Here is a 16,970-nt window from a genome sequence, read left to right as displayed (position 1 = left end):
AAAACAAATAGTATATCTTAATTACTATTTGTTTTCTAATTATAGTAGAATATTTTGAATAATATTCAATTAATTATCACTATTATTATCAGAAACATATTCTAAAATATCACCTGGTTGGCAATCTAATATTTTACATAAAGATTCTAAAGTTGAAAATCTTATGGCTTTCGCTTTATTGTTTTTTAAGATAGAAAGATTGGCCATGGTTATACCTAGTTTTTGAGATAACTCAGTAGAACTCATTTTACGTTTTGCCATCATCACATCTAAATTCACTATAATTGACATATTACACCTCTAAATATTTATATTGTTGCATCATTTTCATTTTTTATCGCTGTAGCTTCCTCAAAGACATTAGATAGCACTAAGCATAGGAAGCTTATAGCTAAACATATAAATGATACTATTATCATAGACATCACAGTAAAAGCATATAAAAATAAATCATGAAAATACACAAGATATAATGAACATCCATTAAATAATAATAGTTCAAAAAAGGCACAAAATGCAATGCTTTTAAGTAATTTACTTGTATTTGTAGAAAATGGTGTATTTTTTATAACTAAATTGCTTAAGCTTTTCAACTTAAATAATGCAATTATATAAGGTATTGAACAAAGATATATGCATGAGCTTATAATTATAACTAATTTACGATTGATTATAGAGTATGTACTTTTAAGAAATGCTGTTAGAACTAAGGGTGTACATAATAGCATTAAAACAGTAACTATGATAGCTAATATTGTTAGAAATTTTAATGTTTTAGATGTTCTATTTATTGTCATTTAAAATTACCTCAACTTTCTTTTTAAAGTTATGCTTTAATTTTAAATGCATATTTATTGTTTGTCAATAAATATACATTATTTAAAAATAAAAATGCAATGGGAAAAGATAAAAATAGAATTATAAATAGAGAGTGAATATAAAAATTAAGTATACATTGAAATTTTATGATAAAACGTAACATATAAAAATATATATAATACAAGTAAAATATTATTAAAAGGAGTGATTTTTTAGTGGAGAAGAAGTTTAAAGTATCAATAATTTTCTTTACTTTAGCAGTATTACTAGAATTTATAAGTTTATATCATTCAGAGTTTTTTATTAATAATTTCAGTGTTAATAAACCTGCAATATTTATTATGATTTTACAAATGATTTTTGCTATTGTAAGTTTAATATTAGGTGGAATAGGATTATTTAAAGCGAGAAATGAAGGTATGAAGGTAAAACATATTGTTGTTATAATTTTTTTAATAATGAATTGTGCAATTATATTTAGAGGAGCTACTGGGATTGTTCTAGTTTTGAAATTTTTAAATATGTAGTTTTGAATGATTAAACTAATAATGATTATGCAGAAAATAAACATAAAACATGAACTAATAAGAAAAAAGTGATATAATACATGTATAGTATAATAAAATTATTGCTAGTTAATGAACAAATTCAATAAGTTTTTTAGAAAAAATTAGCATTAAATATTCTTTTTAGAAAAATATTTAATTATATTAAACACAATTTAATATAATTTTTCAAGTGAAATATAAATAATTTGAACGTGCTTTCCTATATTTATAATTTTTAAATTTAGCCAGCTTAAGACATTATTTTATATTTAAAAGTATATTAACTGATTATAAAATAAAAATTAAAAAGCAAGATTAAAAGTATTAGTATCTTTAAGTTTTAGGAGGCGTAAGATGAAGTTAGTATTAGTAGATATATGTGATAGATTTAGCAGAGATGTAGTTGTTCTTAATTCCTTTGCAAAGATATTAGATGGATTAAATATTGAAGAAGAAAAATATTATAATCATGTAAAAGAAATAAGCGATGATGTATATGGAATTGCAAAGCAATTTAGGGATTTTAAAAGAAAATATGATATTATTAGTTATAATATAGAAGTAGCAAAGATGTATGAGAGTTTGTATGACAAGTTATGTGATATATCAGTGGCTTGTGCTAGATTTAGTAAAATTAGAATAGAAGAAAGTATTCATAAATTTGATGTTGCGGTAAATGATTTTAAAATAGCAATATATGATTTATAGATAAGTAAAGAGAGTATTAGACTGAAAATCTAGTACTCTTTTATAATTTTATAATTTTAAATTATTTAAAAAGTTATTCATAAAAATTTCAAACAAACTCTAATAAATTTGTAACCCTATATAGGAAAATTATATGTATAATATTTATATTTAAAATAAATATTGTAAAAATATGTGTTATAATTTTATTATTAAAATGGTTAGAAGGAGAGAATAAAAACTTATGATATTATCCTTACTAGTAGGAATAATTGCAATACCGATTTTTTTTATTAATTTTGTTGTCATATTGAAAAGAATTAAAGAAGAAAAACCTATATTTAATAATACGTTTGTATGTTGTATATGTTTAATATATATTTGGGTTTTCAGTATTATGGTATGTTCTAATTAAAATGCAAACAATAAAGAAAATTTCGACAAAATACTTTACAAAAGTATAATTTGTGATAAAATATAATTAAACCAAAGCACAATATTAAATTAGTAATTTTAGATTAATCAAAAGAAAAATATAAAGGATTAATATCTTTTATTAGAGAAGTAAAGATACTTTAATACCATAGAACCTCAAAATATAACTATATTGCACAAAAATAGGAAAGATATTTTTTATCTTTCCTATTTTTACATATAAAAGTATTGAGATTTTAATTAAGGATAAAAGGTTATTGTTTAGTTATTTATATTAAAAGGCTTAAATATTATTGTAATAAAAGATACATTAAAAAATATATTTCAAGTATGTTTTTTAGGATTTTAAGATAATTTATTTTATATTAAGATACTAAAATTAAAAATGTTGTCTTTTTTTGAAAATGTCACTAAAGTGTCATTAACAAGACATATATTTGACACATTAGAGTATTATTATATAAATATAAAGTTAATACCAATAACTAAATAAAAGTTTTTAAATTGAGTCCCCCTTAGTTTAAAAACAAGAAAATCCTTAACTTAGTAGAAAATATATTAAACTTAACATCGCACATGAAAACAAGGTAGTAAATGCTATCTTGTTTTCTATTTTTATAAGAATAAAATAGAAAGCTTAGATAATAATAAGATATGTAAAGAAAATATATAGCTACTAAGGAGGAATTTTTATGTCACCAAAAGAATTATTGTACATTGAAGATACTTTAGGTCATCTAAAATTTATGGAATCAAAATGTAATGAGGCTTCAAATAGCTTACAAGATGCAGAACTTAAAAAATATGCAACAGAATTAGCACAGAAGCATAAGGAACTATTTGATAAAATCTATGGATTATTAAATCAATAGGAGGGACTTTAATAATGAATGATAGAGATTTAATGGAATGTTTATTAATAATATCTAAAGCACAAGCTGGATTGTGTTTGCATGGAACTATAGAATCTGCAACTTCAGATGTACATTCTACATTTAATGATGTATTATGTGAAGTATTAAAAGTACAAAATGAAATATATAATAAAATGTCATCTAAAGGATGGTATCCAACAGAACAAGCTGAACAAGAAAAAATATCAAAAGTAAAACAAAAGTTTTTAGCTCAACAGTAGATTATATTAAGCTGTACTTTAAAAAAAAGTACAGCTTTGAATTTTTTATATAATAATATATACTAATGTATAATGAGAATAAAAGTATGGAAAGGAAGTGAAAATTAGCTTTTTTATAGGGAAATAATTAAAGTTTAAACTTTAGGTTATTCATGTTTTAGTTTAGAAAAAGTATAGAATAATTATTATTGTTATTAAGCAATAAACGTATAAATTAGAAACTTGGTTTGAAACCCTATATAGGCTAAATTTATATGAGTATAAAAAATGTTCATCATGTATGTATTCAAACAGAGTGCTATAAAGAGTCTTTAGAATTTTATACAAAAATATTAGGATTTGAAATAGTTAAGGAAACTAAAAATTTCCATAATAGGGAATATAACACATGGCTTAAACTTGGAGATTTTATGATTGAACTTCAAACTAATAAGTTAGGAGATAAGCTTAATAATTGGAATTCTTTAAATGCAGGAATAGTACATATGTGTTTTATGAGTTCTGATGTAAAAGAAGAATATTTAAGAATAAAAGGAATGGGATATAATAATTTTAAAAATAAAAATGGTGAAGATGTGTACAAAGTAGAGGATGGATACTTATTTAAAGTTAAAGCTCCAGAAGGTACAGAAATTGAAATAAGAGATTTACAAATATAAGTTATTAGATTTTGATTGAAACATGAGCAACTTTGAAATTAACTTTTTAAATATGTGGAAATTCAATACGAAAATTAAATTACTCTTATTTCAAATTAATTAACAACTAAATTTATGATTAATATAAATATTACAATGGGGAATGTGTTCTCAAAATACAACTTTTATGGATAAAAAGTTGTATTGATCTTATTTGAAGTACAAATAAAATGTTGTAGTGGGGATTTCAATCCCCGGTGATATTTAACATTATTATTAATCATTAATTAGTTCAAAATATTATTTTAGGAGTGAAATAAATAATATTAATTATAAATTCATAAATAGTATTGACACATATATCGTAAAAACGTAATATATAAATATAGAGTAAAAATTTTTAAATATTATTTTAAGTTTTAATAAAAATCAAAATAATATTTTTCTTTGGAGGGGTTAATTATGATAAATAAAGTTAATAAAGAAGAATTTACAAATAAAGTTATTGAAAATGAAGGAGTAGTATTAGTCGATTTTTTTGCTACATGGTGTGGACCTTGTAAAATGATTGCGCCAGTATTAGATGAATTAAGTGTTGAGATGAAAGAGAATGTTCATATGGTAAAAGTTGATATAAATGAAAGTATGGAACTTGCAAAAGAATTTAAGGTTATGAGTGTACCAACAATGGCCATATTTAAAAATGGAGAGATGGTTGATAGAATAATTGGTTTTACAGATAAAAGTGATATTAAGAGTAAGTTAGAGTCATATATTTAAGTGAATTATAAACAATTAACAATGAAGGATAAAAGTAAATTTCTATATATTTAATTCTTAAATATTAGTAACAGTATAAGTAATATAACCATCATTGTTAATTGGTTTAAAAAGAAGTTTATATATTGAATGTGAATTTAGGATTATGAATTAATTAGATGTATAAACTAAGAAATGGCTTACAATTCTATAATTTGACAGAAGTTTTGTAAAAATATAATATATATATGATTAAATTTTTAACTAATAAAAATATTATTGTAAAGGAAGAGATTAAAATGTTAAGAGCATCAGAATATCATAAACAAGGATATAATTGTGCAGAATCAATGATAAAAGCATATAATGAAGAACATAATACTAATATACCAGTATCTTTAGGAAGTGGAATGGGTACAGGTCTTGGAGTAGGAAGTCTTTGTGGGGCAGTAAATGCTGCAGCTCTTATAGTGGGATACTTAAGAGGCAGAGAAGATTCAAATGAAGCAAATGAAGCTAGAAAAATAGCAAAAGAGCTGATGCAAGAAATTAATGGTAAGTATGGTACTAGCATATGTAAGGAATTAAAGCAAAATAAAGTTAGCTGTGCTGAAATTATAGATAATTCCTATGAGGCTTTAAATAAAGTTTTAGAGATAAAATAAGGTGGGTAGCAATACCTACCTTATTTTTTTCTAAAATGACTTTAAACTGTAACTTAAAATTAATATAATTATAATATATAACTAATGAATAAAGAAATATATAACTAATGAATAAATTTTTAGAAGCAAAGAGGAAAAAAGAATGAAAAAAAAGATAGGTATTACTTTAATAGTAATTGTAATTTTAATTATTTCAACATTTTTAGGTATTAGACATTTAAAGTTAAAAGACATAAATTTAAATAGCTTTGATGTTATAAATTATGTCAAGTACGTAGATGAAATAGGTGAAGATAAGTTTCAATTAAATTGGAAAAATATAACTAGTATATTGGCAGTTATGAATAATAACAACTTAAGTAATGTAGGAGAAAATGACATAAAGGAAATTGGAAAAAAGTTTATAAATAAAGATACTGAAAAACTTTTCAAAGTAGAACATGTTTTAGAAGAATTAGATTTTAGTAATACTGAAAAGAAAAGATTTTATAATTATATGAATCAGTTAGAATATTATGGAATAGTACCTGAAAGTTTAAGTGAGGGTTCAGAACAAATGAACTTTATAAATGATGTAAAAGAAGGTGCAATAGAGAATTATAAAAAATATGGGATTTTGCCATCTATAACAATAGGACAAGCTATTTTAGAGTCAGAATGGGGAAGATCTAAGTTGGCAACAGATGGAAACAATTTATTTGGAATAAAAGCTTCTGAGAATTATAAAGGAGATGTTATAAATTTAAAAACTAAAGAATTTTATGATGTTACTATAAATGATAACTTTAGAAAATATAAAACTAAGGAAGAGTCAATAATAGATCATGGAGAGTTTTTAAAGAATAATAAAAGATACGAAGAAAATGGAGTTTTCATTGCAAAAACATATATAAATCAGGCAAAAGCTTTAGAGAAGGCTGGATATAGTACAGCTGAAAATGAAAATGGTGAAAAAATATATGCTAAATCATTAATTCAGCTAATAAGAGAATACAACCTTCAACTAATAGATAGTGAACTTCAAACTGAACAATAACATAAAATTTGTATAACAAAATTTAAAATATAAATATAAAGAAAAGGTGGGGGAGTATTATGAAAGTTGTAGCATTTATGGGAAGTCCTAAAAAAGAAGGAAATACAGCTACTTTATTAAATCAGTTTTTAAATGGAGTTAAGGAAAGTGGAGAAAATGTAGATGTAAAAAATATTTATCTTAAGGAAAATAAAATATCTCCATGTATGGCATGTAATTATTGTAAAAGAGAAGGTAAGTGTATACAAAATGATGATATGCAGAATCTTTATGAAGTATTTAAAGAAGCAGATATTTTAGTATTTGCTACACCTATATATTGGTGGAGTATGTCTGCTCAATTAAAGACATTTATTGATAGAACATATGCTTTAAGTGAAGAGGATAGAAAAGGTAAAAAAGCATATTTAATAATGACTTATGGTGGAGAAGCACCTAATTTAGGACCAGAGCTTACTAAAAAAACATTTGAAGAGATATTTGATTATGTAGGTATTGAGTATTTAGGTTCATATGGTGTTTGCACAGATGATTATATGCCAGTAAAAGAAAACACTAAGGCATTAGAAGAAATATATACTATAGGAAAGAATATAATAAAATAAAAATTTATATAAAATTAAATAGTATATATGGATAAAACAGAAAAGCATCAGGATTTCCTGATGCTTTTTTAAAACTTATTAAGTTTTATACCAATTATTAAGCTGTTTTAGAAACTTCTTCAGCATTTAATCCTTCAGCTACAGTGTTTGCTAAATCTACAACTCTAGCAGAGTATCCCCATTCGTTATCATACCAAGAAGCAACTTTAATCATTTTACCATTAACCATAGTTGATAATGCATCAACTATAGAAGATCTGCTATCACCTTTGAAATCAACAGATACAAGTGGTAATTCACAATAACCTAATATTCCTTTTAATTCATTTTCAGAAGCTTCTTTGAAAGCATTATTTATTTCTTCAACAGTAACTTCTTTTTCAATTTCGCAAACAAGGTCAGTTATTGAAACTGCTGCAGTTGGAACTCTAAGAGAAAATCCATTTAATTTTCCTTTTAAATCAGGTAATACCTTAGCAACAGCTTTAGCAGCACCAGTTGTAGTTGGAACTATTGATTGTCCAGCAGCTCTAGCTCTTCTTAAATCTTTATGAGTTTTATCTAATATTTGTTGATCGTTTGTATATGAATGTATAGTAGTCATAAATCCATTTACTATACCAAATTTATCATTTAAAACTTTAGCAACAGGTGCTAAACAATTTGTTGTACATGATGCGTTAGAAATTATTGTATGTTTAGATAAATCTAATTCTTCATCATTTACACCCATAACTATAGTTATATCTTCATCTTTACCAGGAGCTGTTAAAATTACTTTTTTTGCACCAGCATCTACATGTCCCATAAGATCTTCTTTAGTTTTGAACTTTCCAGTAGATTCTATAACTAAATCAACATCAAGTTCTTTCCAAGGAATATCTTTTGGAGTTTGACATCTTGTTATTTTTATTTCGTTACCATTTATTATCATTGAATCTTCAGTTGTTTTTACATTACCTTTGAAAGTTCCGAAACAAGAATCATAAACAAATAAATGTGCTAATGTTTCAACATCTGCTCTAGCATTAATTGAAACTATATTAAAATTATTATCAGGATTCTCACATGCAATCCTTAAAAATGTTCTACCTATTCTTCCAAATCCGTTTATACCTACATTTATCATAAAAAAGTTACCCCCTACTAATCAATAAAAATTATTAATACGCTTTATATTTAAATTCATATTTTAAAATTTCAAATTTTGTTGTTCTCTATATTTAAATAGTACAACATATTAACTAGCAAATCAAATAAAGTATATCACAATAAAATTAAAAATATGATGAATTTCTACTGAATATATATGAAAAACTCGTAAATGCTCTATAATGCTAAAAAATATACTATGCTATATAATATATAGCATAGTATATAAATGTTAATAAATTCAGAAATAATAGAATATTTAACAAAAACGTAACGAAATAATATATAAATATATTATAATAGTGTATCACATTTATATTTTTACATATAAGCGTGAATGAAGAAGCACTGTTTAATATAGATTTTCTATATTAAACAGCAAAATTTTTGAATAATACAATTCTTATTTCATCATAAGATATATTAGTGTTAACTATTTCTTTTATAGGCTTTAAACGTTCTTTACCTACTTTAGATATAGCATCTAAAATTTCTCTTTCATTATCTTCATTATAAAGGTTAGTAAAATCTAATTGTAAATCTTCGCTACCATGTTCTAAAAAATATTTTTTTATGTGATCTAATATAGTATTTAGCTGAAGACCTCTTTCATTAATTACATTCTCTACGGAAGGATTGTCTTTAAGCATATCTATAGTAATATCAATGGTTTTTCCCTTAGTAGATGAAGTTTTGGAAGAATTAGATTTAGGGGATTTTAAGTATGTAAAGTTTCTAGTTACATTGTTAGACTCAACATATTCTTTTATACAACTTAAGAATTCTTCCCCATATTTATTAGCTTTATGTTCTCCAACACCATTTATGTCTAAAAGTTCATTTATAGATATAGGGAACCTTTGACTAAATTCTTTTAAAGTACTGTCTGAGAAAATTATATATGGTGGAATATTTTCTTCTTCGGCTAAAGATTTTCTTAAGGATTTTAAAATTGTAAGTAGTTCATTATTAGTAGAAATAAATTCTTTTGTGTTAATTTCCTTAAATATCACTTTAGCTTCTCGCTTTAAAACAGGAATAGAATTTTCAGTTAATCCAACAACAGGAAAATCACCTTGAATAGATTCTAAATATTTATGAGATATAAGTGTGTTTATAAAGTTTTTTAAATCATCTTTAGAAAAGTTATGCATAATTCCATAAGTATTTAGTTTATCTAATCCAAGTCGTAGGATTTTTTGGTTTTTAGAACCTCTTAAAATGTCTACTATAGTAGTAACACCTAAAGGTCTTTTCATTTCGTATACACAATAAAGGACATTTCTAGCATCTTCAGTTTTATCAACTAGTTCTCCTTCAAAGTGGCAGTTACTACATTTTCCACATTCTTTATCATATTCTTCCCCAAAATAATTTAATATAAATTTCTTTAAACAGTCATTTGAATACACAAAATCTGACATAAGTTGTAGTTTATTATATTCATTGACTTTTCTAAATTCATCATAAGTTCCAATATCAATTAAATATTTTTGAAGATGTATATCGGAAGGAGAAAATAGCATTATACAATCACTTTCTTCACCATCTCTTCCAGCTCTACCTATTTCTTGATAGTAACTTTCTATATTTTTAGGCATATTATTATGTATAACAAATCGAACGTTAGATTTATCTATACCCATACCAAAAGCATTTGTAGCTATAATTACATTGGATTTATCATATATAAAATCTTCTTGATTAGTGGAACGTTCATTATCAGAAAGTCCAGCATGATATTTAAGTGCTTCAATATCATTAGCAATTAAAAGCTCATGGAGATGTTCTACTTCTTTACGTGTAGCACAATATATTATTCCAGAATCTTTGCTATGAGTTTTTAAGTAATTAAGGATAAATGATTTTTTATCTCCACCTTTAATTATTGTAAGATTTAGATTTTCTCTATCAAAACCAGTAATAAAAATTTCAGGTGATTTTAAATTTAGTAGATTAACTATATCTACTTTAACTTCTTCTGTAGCAGTTGCAGTAAAAGCTGCAATAATAGGACGATTATTTAAAAGATTTATAAATTCAGGTATTTTTTTATAACTTGATCTAAAATCATGACCCCATTGAGAAACACAGTGAGCTTCATCTATGGCAAGAAAAGACACTTTTAAAGAGGATATCATCATAATAAAATCCTGTGATAGTAGTCTTTCAGGTGCTACATATAAAATTTTTATAGTATTATTTAAAACTTTATCTTTAATTATTTCATATTCTGTATTACTTAAAGTACTATTTATATAAGCAGCGTTTATGCCTATTGAGTTTATAGAGTCTACTTGATCTTTCATAAGAGATATAAGTGGAGAAACAACAATTGTAATTCCATCGAATAAAACTGAAGGAATTTGATAACAAATAGATTTTCCACCACCAGTAGGCATTATAGCTAAGGTATCATTACCATTTAAAATAGAGTTTATTATGGATTCTTGACCTTTCCTAAAGGAACTATATCCAAAATATTTTTTCAAAACATTAAGAGCATTGTTCATTAAAAATTCACCTCATAAATTATACTATTGACTATTTATAATGATAGACCAAATTAGTAATAAATAAAACATAAATACAATAATTTATTAATATTATAAAAGTAAATACAAAGTTTGAAATATATAGAAAATTATGATAATATGTAAAATAAATATTAACAAATTGTAATATTTATATAAATTGTGGGGAATTTAATGAGAGGGGTTTGGAATATGGAGAGATTTTCAGCGGAGGATTATATTGAATATGTAGTTTCAACTAAAAAGGTAAAATACGATGACATAAAAGTTGGTGAACTTGTTATTCTTACATGGTTTGAAAGTGTTATTGATCACCTGAAAAATAAGTATGCTGCTGTAGAGCCAAAACATAATATTTTTGGAAACAGAAATAAAGTTTATAATGGTAAAGTCAATGGTAAATTAGTTACCTTTGTATATTGTACAATAGGTGCATCAGCAACTGTAGCTATAATGGAAGAACTTAAAGCATTAGGAGCAAAAAAAATAATAGGAGTTGGATTATGTGGAAGTTTAAATGAAAAGCTAAAAATAGGAAATCTATTTATTCCATATAAATGTATTAGAGAAGAAGGAACGTCTTATCACTATTTAGACGCAAATGAAGAGGCTATACCATCAGAAGTTTTAATGAAAAAAATAGAAAAGGCAATGAAAAAAAATAGACATACATATTATATAGGAAATCATTGGACTACAGATGCAATTTATAGAGAAGACATAGAAAAGATTCAAAAGTATAAAAAAGAAGATATTTATGGAGTTGATATGGAAACATCAGCTATGTATGTTTTTGGAATAGTTAAAGATATAGAGGTATGCAACTTGTTGGTAGTAAGTGATGAAATGTGGGACAAGTGGAAGCCAGGTTTTGGAGAAGATAAGATTGAATCAGGATTTTATAGGGCTATGGAAGCTATCGAAGATGTAATAATAGATTGGTTATTTTAGTTTATATAAATAAATTACAAGAAAAAGCCTTAAAACTCAAGCATTTATATTTATTATACGAATATATCTATAGTAAATATAAAAAGAGGGTGTATAAGGGATATGATAAAAATTGGAGAGGTTTTATGTGCAAATAACTATAATGTGTATAAACACTTAAATAATTATAAGAAGAAAAAGAAAAATGAAGATGAGAATGTTAAATCATTTAAAGAACTTACAGAAGAAAAATATAAAAAGATGAGAGATGAAAAAAATAAAAGATGATTAAATTTTAAAAAAGGTACGAATAAATTTAGGTTACTCGTACCTTTTGTTTTATAAACTATTGGTATACATATCTATAATATCTTTTTCTGTCACCTTAAAAGGATGATTTTTAAGTTTTGAAGTATTAATTGCCATTGAATGTGAGAAGTTTAAAATCTCTTCTTTAGATAAAGTTAAGTTTTCATCTAAAAGTAATTTTAAATAATCTCCAAATGCATCTAATGTTCTAAAGTTTAAATAGGAAAGAATTTTGTTAACTTTTTGTTTATCTTCATGAAACTGAAGAAATGATTTTAATAGGAATCCATTTGCTCTTCCATGTGTAATTCCTTTAAAATATGTTAGAGAATATCCCATTCCATGAGGAAGTGAAGTTCCAGATTGAGATATAACCATACCAGCTATAGTTGATGTTAATACAAGTTTTTCTCTTGTATTAAAATCAATAGTATTCTTTTCTAAAGATTCAAGACATTGTCCGAAGTATTCAAGTCCTTTTTCAGCTAAAGAATCACTTAATAAATTTGCATTACTTGAAAGATAACCTTCTATAAGATGTGAAAGAGAATCTATAGAAGTATTAATTGTTACATTTTTAGGAGTTTCCATAAAATAAGTTGCATCTAAAAATGATATTTTAGGAAACACTCTTTGAATAATACCTCTTTTAGTTTTAGAGTTATGATCGGTAACTATTGCATAAGGTGTAGTTTCACTTCCAGTACCAGCTGTAGTTGGAATTGCAACTATAGGTAGTGATAATAAATTACTATCATTAAACAGTGAATCTAAATTGGCACTTTCATTTTTAATAAGCACACCAGCAGCTTTTGAAGAATCAAGAGGTGAACCACCACCAATACCAATGATAAAATCTACATTAGAAGCTTTTCCCAAAGTAGCTATTTTATCTATAGTTTCTAATGAAGGGTTTTCTTCTACATCATCAAATATAACAAAATTTATAGATAAGGAATTTAGTATAAATTTAACATCATTTAAAGAACCATTTTTCTTAGAAGAATGTTTTCCTGTTACTATAAGTGCATTTTTACCTAATCTACTAATTAAATCTTTGTGTTTTTTTAAACAGTCTTTTCCAGACACAATTTTAGTTGGCATGTAAAATAAATCGTTACTCATATTTTCCTCCTACATAGTTAATATTTAATATATTATATTTTCTATAAGTAATAAAAAAAACCTTTATAATAATAAAAAAATCATGTAGAATTGATTTTTCAATAATAAGCTATTATAATTCATAAGAGTTAGTATAGTTATTTAAATTGAAAATGAAATGTATTCATAATTCAATTTTAAATTTAAGATTGTGAAAATATATTATAAATACAAATTTTATATACTGGTAAGATTTTAGTCTTGGCAGATTTTGATAAAGATATAAGTTGAAAACTTATAATATTAAATATGGGATGTGAAAAAGTGGAAGAAAGATTACAAAAATATATGGCTAGATGTGGTGTAGATTCTAGAAGAAAATGTGAAGAAATAATACTAAGTGGAAGAGTTAAAGTTAATGGACAGATAGTTAACGAACTTGGAATAAAAGTAAATGAAGAAAAAGATGTTATAGAAGTGGATGGAAAAAATGTAAGACCAGAAGAAAGAAAGGTTTATATAGCACTTAATAAACCTGAAGGATATGTATCTACGGTTAAGGATGAAAGAGGAAGAAAAACTATAATAGATTTAGTAAGTGTTGATGAAAGAATTTATCCTATAGGTAGATTAGATTATGATACATCAGGGCTTATATTACTTACAAACGATGGAGACGTTTATAATAAAGTAATACATCCAAGAGTTGAAAAAAATAAAGTATATATTGCAACTGTAAAAGGAATACCTAATAAAGAAGAAATAAGAAAAATATGCACTGGCGTAGATATAGGTGGATATATAACAGCTCCTGCAAAGTGCAGAATTTTAAAAGAGAATTCTTTAAATAGAAATAGTGAAACTTGTGAATTGGAAATAATAATACATGAAGGTAAAAATAGACAAGTAAGAAAAATGTGTGATGCTATAAATCATAAAGTTATAAAACTTAAAAGAATAGCTATAGGTAATATAAAACTTGGAGATTTAAAAAAAGGAAATTTTAGATTTTTAAATGATAATGAAGTGAAGTATTTAAAGGGAGAAATTTAACATGTTTAAATATGTAAGTGATGTAAGTGAACTTTCTCAGAATATAATAGATAAATTTGTAGGAAACAAAAATGTTGCTATAGATTGTACTTTAGGAAATGGATATGATACTAAATTTTTGAGTAGTAAATTTAACAAAGTATATAGTTTTGATATTCAAGATGTAGCTATAGAAAATTACAAAAAGAATAGTGATGAGAGAGTCACATTGATAAAAGATTGTCATAGTAAAATTTCAGATTATGTAGAAGAAAATGTAGATGCAGTTATGTATAATTTAGGGTTTTTACCTGGTGGAGATAAAAGTATCACAACTAACTGTGAAAGTAGTTTGAAAAGTATAGAATGTGCATTACAAATATTAAATCCAGGTGGAATAATGACTGTGGCTATTTATGTAGGGCATGAACAAGGTGCAAAAGAAGAAGGCGTACTTATGGAATATTTCATGAAGTTAGATAAAAAGAAATATGGTGTTATGTTACATAAAGTTGTGAATAGAAGTGAGGTTGCACCGAGGCTTGTTGTTATTGAAAAGAAATAGAAAAGGTTTAAAACTTATAAAACATTAAGTTGCAAAAAGAACAAATGGTGAAATTATAAATTCAAATTACGAAAAAATGAAATATTTATTGATATATAGTTCATTAAATGTTAAAATTTTATATAGAACAATTCTATTATTTAATAAATTGAAATTTTGAATGTGTGTCTGTTTCAAAATTCAACTTTACTATATAGTTTTAATTTCAAATAGATATTATATTGTTTAAAATAATAGGGAACTTAAAATAAATAGTATACATTTTAAATATTCGTTGAATGGAGGTTAGCAAATTGGAGAATAGTAGCAAAGATCTTATGAGATTAATTCAAATGAAATTTCCAAGACTTAGTAAAGGTCAAAAGTTAATTGCTGAATATATATTAAAGCATTATGATAAAGCAGCATTTATGACTGCAGCTAAGCTTGGAAATAGTGTTGGTGTAAGTGAATCAACCGTAGTTAGATTTGCAAATCAATTAGGATATGAAGGATACCCAGAGTTACAAAAAGCATTACAAGAACTTATAAAGAATAAACTTACAACAGTTCAAAGAATTGAATTGTCTAATGATTTTATAAGTCATAATAATGCATTAAAAGGTGTATTAAAGTCAGATATTGAAAATATTAGAGTAACATTAGAAAAAATAAATCATACAGCTTTTGATGAAGCTGTAAATCATATTTTTAAAGCTAAAAAAATATATATTATAGGACTTAGAAGTTCTACGGCATTAGCTGATTTTTTAGGTTTCTATTTAAATTTAATATTAGACAATGTAAAAATTGTATCTTATGGAATGAGCGATATTTTTGAACAAATGTTAAATGTTTCAGAAGAAGATTGTGTAATAGGTATAGGATTTCCAAGATACGCTGTTAGAACAATAGAAGCTTTAAATTTTTCAAAGTCTAGAAATGCAACAGTAATTGCAATAACAGACAGTCTTTTATCTCCATTAGCAACGAAGGCGGATTATACACTTGTAGCAGAAAGTAATATGGCATCATTTGTAGATTCACTAGTAGCACCTTTAAGTGTTATAAATGCACTTATAATTGCTGTAGGCCTTAGAGAAAAAGAAAAAATATCACAAACATTTAGTGATTTGGAAAGTATGTGGAAAAATTATCAAGTATACTCTTATAAAAAAGAATAATAAAACGGTATGTTTATAAAATAAGTTCGTGAAATTATATACGAACTTATTTTTGTTATACAAAATAATTAATATTTAATTAAGTTTTTATATAAAAATCTTAACTGATATATATTAGGTTATAAAATAAGTGATGTATTTATAAAAACAAATTGATTTTTAAATAAAATTAATAACTAATAATTAAAACTATGAGTATTTTTTATAAAATTAAATTAATAATATTTAGTATTTATGATAAATATCTTATAGGATCATAAAACTATAACAAATAGCAGGCTAAAAAAGTTTTTGTAGGTATTGGTTCAAAGTTATATAAAGGATTTAACATATATGGAATATATGTATATTGTAAATCATATGTTAATTATCGTAAGACATATAAAGAAATTATTAAATATAATAAGAAATTTATAATTTTGTTATTATATTATCAATAAATAATAAAGACAGTACTTAATTATTTTTGAGTAATTTATAATATTACATTGATTTAAAAAAGGAATATCTATAAAAAAATAATAATGAATGATACTTTACAAAATATTAAAATAGTGTTATAAAACTATATATAGAGAAAAGATTAATAATTTTCAAAATATTTAAATTTAATTATTCAAAATAAATAAGTCTAATTTAAATAAAACACAATGATGTTTACAGAAAGTGAAAAAAATAACAAAAAATAAATTAAAAAGTTATTGATTTCTTAGAAAATATAGATTAATATGTTAATTGAAAGGTATGTAATCGTTTTATGATACTAAAATGATTATTAGTTTTCAGAAAAATATAAAATTAAATGTCAGACGATAAAAAATATTAAGAATCTACAAAACATTCAGAAAAAACTG

At 24.4% G+C, this 16,970-nt stretch carries 19 protein-coding genes; 14 read left to right on the top strand and 5 right to left on the bottom strand.

Annotated elements, in window-relative coordinates; all coding sequences use genetic code 11:
* Positions 1-69: 69 nt before the first annotated feature.
* Positions 70-291 carry a helix-turn-helix domain-containing protein gene (locus AC07E4_RS15365; RefSeq protein ID WP_040329237.1) on the bottom strand — a complete coding sequence of 74 codons (222 nt, stop codon included), beginning with the start codon at positions 289-291 and terminating at the stop codon, positions 70-72.
* A 17-nt stretch (positions 292-308) separates the two neighbouring features.
* Positions 309-797: a DUF2975 domain-containing protein gene (locus AC07E4_RS15360; RefSeq protein WP_040329235.1), complete on the bottom strand. Its 489-nt coding sequence runs from the start codon at positions 795-797 to the stop codon at positions 309-311.
* A gap of 237 nt (positions 798-1,034) precedes the next feature.
* Between AC07E4_RS15360 and AC07E4_RS15355 the strand changes: the two genes are divergently transcribed.
* The 9 genes from AC07E4_RS15355 to AC07E4_RS15315 all read left to right on the top strand — a co-directional run bounded on the left by AC07E4_RS15355 (position 1,035) and on the right by AC07E4_RS15315 (position 7,327).
* Positions 1,035-1,346, top strand: a complete 312-nt coding sequence (locus AC07E4_RS15355; protein ID WP_040329234.1) for a hypothetical protein — start codon at positions 1,035-1,037, stop codon at positions 1,344-1,346.
* Between the two features lie 375 nt (positions 1,347-1,721).
* Complete coding sequence (locus AC07E4_RS15350; RefSeq protein WP_040329233.1) at positions 1,722-2,075, top strand: hypothetical protein; 354 nt, start codon at positions 1,722-1,724, stop codon at positions 2,073-2,075.
* A gap of 1,106 nt (positions 2,076-3,181) precedes the next feature.
* A complete protein-coding gene (locus AC07E4_RS15345) occupies positions 3,182-3,361 on the top strand; it encodes a hypothetical protein (RefSeq protein ID WP_040329232.1) in 180 nt (59 codons plus the stop codon).
* 14 nt (positions 3,362-3,375) lie between these two features.
* Positions 3,376-3,624: a spore coat protein gene (locus AC07E4_RS15340; RefSeq protein WP_478216881.1), complete on the top strand. Its 249-nt coding sequence runs from the start codon at positions 3,376-3,378 to the stop codon at positions 3,622-3,624.
* A gap of 254 nt (positions 3,625-3,878) precedes the next feature.
* Positions 3,879-4,283: a VOC family protein gene (locus tag AC07E4_RS15335; RefSeq protein WP_430829823.1), complete on the top strand. Its 405-nt coding sequence runs from the start codon at positions 3,879-3,881 to the stop codon at positions 4,281-4,283.
* Positions 4,284-4,724: 441 nt separating this feature from the next.
* A complete protein-coding gene (trxA, locus tag AC07E4_RS15330) occupies positions 4,725-5,042 on the top strand; it encodes a thioredoxin (RefSeq protein ID WP_040329228.1) in 318 nt (105 codons plus the stop codon).
* A gap of 278 nt (positions 5,043-5,320) precedes the next feature.
* Positions 5,321-5,686: a C-GCAxxG-C-C family (seleno)protein gene (locus tag AC07E4_RS15325; RefSeq protein ID WP_040329227.1), complete on the top strand. Its 366-nt coding sequence runs from the start codon at positions 5,321-5,323 to the stop codon at positions 5,684-5,686.
* 142 nt (positions 5,687-5,828) lie between these two features.
* The gene (locus tag AC07E4_RS15320; protein WP_040329225.1) at positions 5,829-6,722 is read left to right on the top strand and encodes a glycoside hydrolase family 73 protein; all 894 of its coding nucleotides are present in this window, start codon (positions 5,829-5,831) and stop codon (positions 6,720-6,722) included.
* 59 nt (positions 6,723-6,781) lie between these two features.
* Positions 6,782-7,327 carry a flavodoxin family protein gene (locus AC07E4_RS15315; RefSeq protein WP_040329224.1) on the top strand — a complete coding sequence of 182 codons (546 nt, stop codon included), beginning with the start codon at positions 6,782-6,784 and terminating at the stop codon, positions 7,325-7,327.
* Positions 7,328-7,424: 97 nt separating this feature from the next.
* Here AC07E4_RS15315 and gap read toward each other — a convergent pair whose 3' ends face one another.
* A complete protein-coding gene (gene gap, locus AC07E4_RS15310) occupies positions 7,425-8,456 on the bottom strand; it encodes a type I glyceraldehyde-3-phosphate dehydrogenase (protein WP_478216880.1) in 1,032 nt (343 codons plus the stop codon).
* A gap of 394 nt (positions 8,457-8,850) precedes the next feature.
* Positions 8,851-10,992, bottom strand: coding sequence for a DNA helicase RecQ (gene recQ, locus AC07E4_RS15305; RefSeq protein WP_478216879.1), 2,142 nt, complete (start codon positions 10,990-10,992; stop codon positions 8,851-8,853).
* A 213-nt stretch (positions 10,993-11,205) separates the two neighbouring features.
* On the opposite strand from recQ, the gene AC07E4_RS15300 reads away from it, so the two are divergent.
* Together AC07E4_RS15300 and AC07E4_RS15295 are read left to right on the top strand one after the other, a co-directional pair.
* The gene (locus AC07E4_RS15300; protein WP_478216878.1) at positions 11,206-11,964 is read left to right on the top strand and encodes a nucleoside phosphorylase; all 759 of its coding nucleotides are present in this window, start codon (positions 11,206-11,208) and stop codon (positions 11,962-11,964) included.
* 102 nt (positions 11,965-12,066) lie between these two features.
* Complete coding sequence (locus AC07E4_RS15295) at positions 12,067-12,231, top strand: hypothetical protein (RefSeq protein ID WP_158644493.1); 165 nt, start codon at positions 12,067-12,069, stop codon at positions 12,229-12,231.
* A gap of 51 nt (positions 12,232-12,282) precedes the next feature.
* Here the strand turns inward: AC07E4_RS15295 and AC07E4_RS15290 are convergent, their stop codons facing one another.
* Positions 12,283-13,377 (bottom strand): iron-containing alcohol dehydrogenase family protein, encoded by a 1,095-nt coding sequence (locus tag AC07E4_RS15290; RefSeq protein ID WP_478216877.1) that lies wholly within the window; start codon positions 13,375-13,377, stop codon positions 12,283-12,285.
* A 303-nt stretch (positions 13,378-13,680) separates the two neighbouring features.
* Here AC07E4_RS15290 and AC07E4_RS15285 point away from each other — a divergent pair, with 303 nt between their 5' ends.
* From AC07E4_RS15285 to AC07E4_RS15275, 3 genes are all read left to right on the top strand, one after another.
* Positions 13,681-14,409 carry a pseudouridine synthase gene (locus tag AC07E4_RS15285; protein WP_040329220.1) on the top strand — a complete coding sequence of 243 codons (729 nt, stop codon included), beginning with the start codon at positions 13,681-13,683 and terminating at the stop codon, positions 14,407-14,409.
* Position 14,410: 1 nt separating this feature from the next.
* Positions 14,411-14,953 carry a tRNA 5-(aminomethyl)-2-thiouridylate-methyltransferase MnmM gene (gene mnmM, locus AC07E4_RS15280; protein ID WP_040329219.1) on the top strand — a complete coding sequence of 181 codons (543 nt, stop codon included), beginning with the start codon at positions 14,411-14,413 and terminating at the stop codon, positions 14,951-14,953.
* 278 nt (positions 14,954-15,231) lie between these two features.
* Positions 15,232-16,116: a MurR/RpiR family transcriptional regulator gene (locus AC07E4_RS15275; RefSeq protein WP_423219653.1), complete on the top strand. Its 885-nt coding sequence runs from the start codon at positions 15,232-15,234 to the stop codon at positions 16,114-16,116.
* The last annotated feature ends 854 nt before the right edge of the window (positions 16,117-16,970 follow it).

The organism is Clostridium amazonense (assembly GCF_056431285.1).
Note: the sequence above shows the minus strand (reverse complement) of the source record. Positions and strands in the feature narration are given on the sequence as shown.

Bases quoted from the DNA above. Each gene is read 5' to 3' on its own strand.
- AC07E4_RS15365 (WP_040329237.1), bottom strand. From the start codon at position 291: ATGTCAATTATAGTGAATTTAGATGTGATGATGGCAAAACGTAAAATG.
- AC07E4_RS15360 (WP_040329235.1), bottom strand. From the start codon at position 797: ATGACAATAAATAGAACATCTAAAACATTAAAATTTCTAACAATATTA.
- AC07E4_RS15350 (WP_040329233.1), top strand. From the start codon at position 1,722: ATGAAGTTAGTATTAGTAGATATATGTGATAGATTTAGCAGAGATGTA.
- AC07E4_RS15345 (WP_040329232.1), top strand. From the start codon at position 3,182: ATGTCACCAAAAGAATTATTGTACATTGAAGATACTTTAGGTCATCTA.
- AC07E4_RS15340 (WP_478216881.1), top strand. From the start codon at position 3,376: ATGAATGATAGAGATTTAATGGAATGTTTATTAATAATATCTAAAGCA.
- AC07E4_RS15335 (WP_430829823.1), top strand. From the start codon at position 3,879: ATGAGTATAAAAAATGTTCATCATGTATGTATTCAAACAGAGTGCTAT.
- trxA (WP_040329228.1), top strand. From the start codon at position 4,725: ATGATAAATAAAGTTAATAAAGAAGAATTTACAAATAAAGTTATTGAA.
- AC07E4_RS15325 (WP_040329227.1), top strand. From the start codon at position 5,321: ATGTTAAGAGCATCAGAATATCATAAACAAGGATATAATTGTGCAGAA.
- AC07E4_RS15320 (WP_040329225.1), top strand. From the start codon at position 5,829: ATGAAAAAAAAGATAGGTATTACTTTAATAGTAATTGTAATTTTAATT.
- AC07E4_RS15315 (WP_040329224.1), top strand. From the start codon at position 6,782: ATGAAAGTTGTAGCATTTATGGGAAGTCCTAAAAAAGAAGGAAATACA.
- gap (WP_478216880.1), bottom strand. From the start codon at position 8,456: ATGATAAATGTAGGTATAAACGGATTTGGAAGAATAGGTAGAACATTT.
- recQ (WP_478216879.1), bottom strand. From the start codon at position 10,992: ATGAACAATGCTCTTAATGTTTTGAAAAAATATTTTGGATATAGTTCC.
- AC07E4_RS15300 (WP_478216878.1), top strand. From the start codon at position 11,206: ATGGAGAGATTTTCAGCGGAGGATTATATTGAATATGTAGTTTCAACT.
- AC07E4_RS15295 (WP_158644493.1), top strand. From the start codon at position 12,067: ATGATAAAAATTGGAGAGGTTTTATGTGCAAATAACTATAATGTGTAT.
- AC07E4_RS15290 (WP_478216877.1), bottom strand. From the start codon at position 13,377: ATGAGTAACGATTTATTTTACATGCCAACTAAAATTGTGTCTGGAAAA.
- mnmM (WP_040329219.1), top strand. From the start codon at position 14,411: ATGTTTAAATATGTAAGTGATGTAAGTGAACTTTCTCAGAATATAATA.
- AC07E4_RS15275 (WP_423219653.1), top strand. From the start codon at position 15,232: ATGGAGGTTAGCAAATTGGAGAATAGTAGCAAAGATCTTATGAGATTA.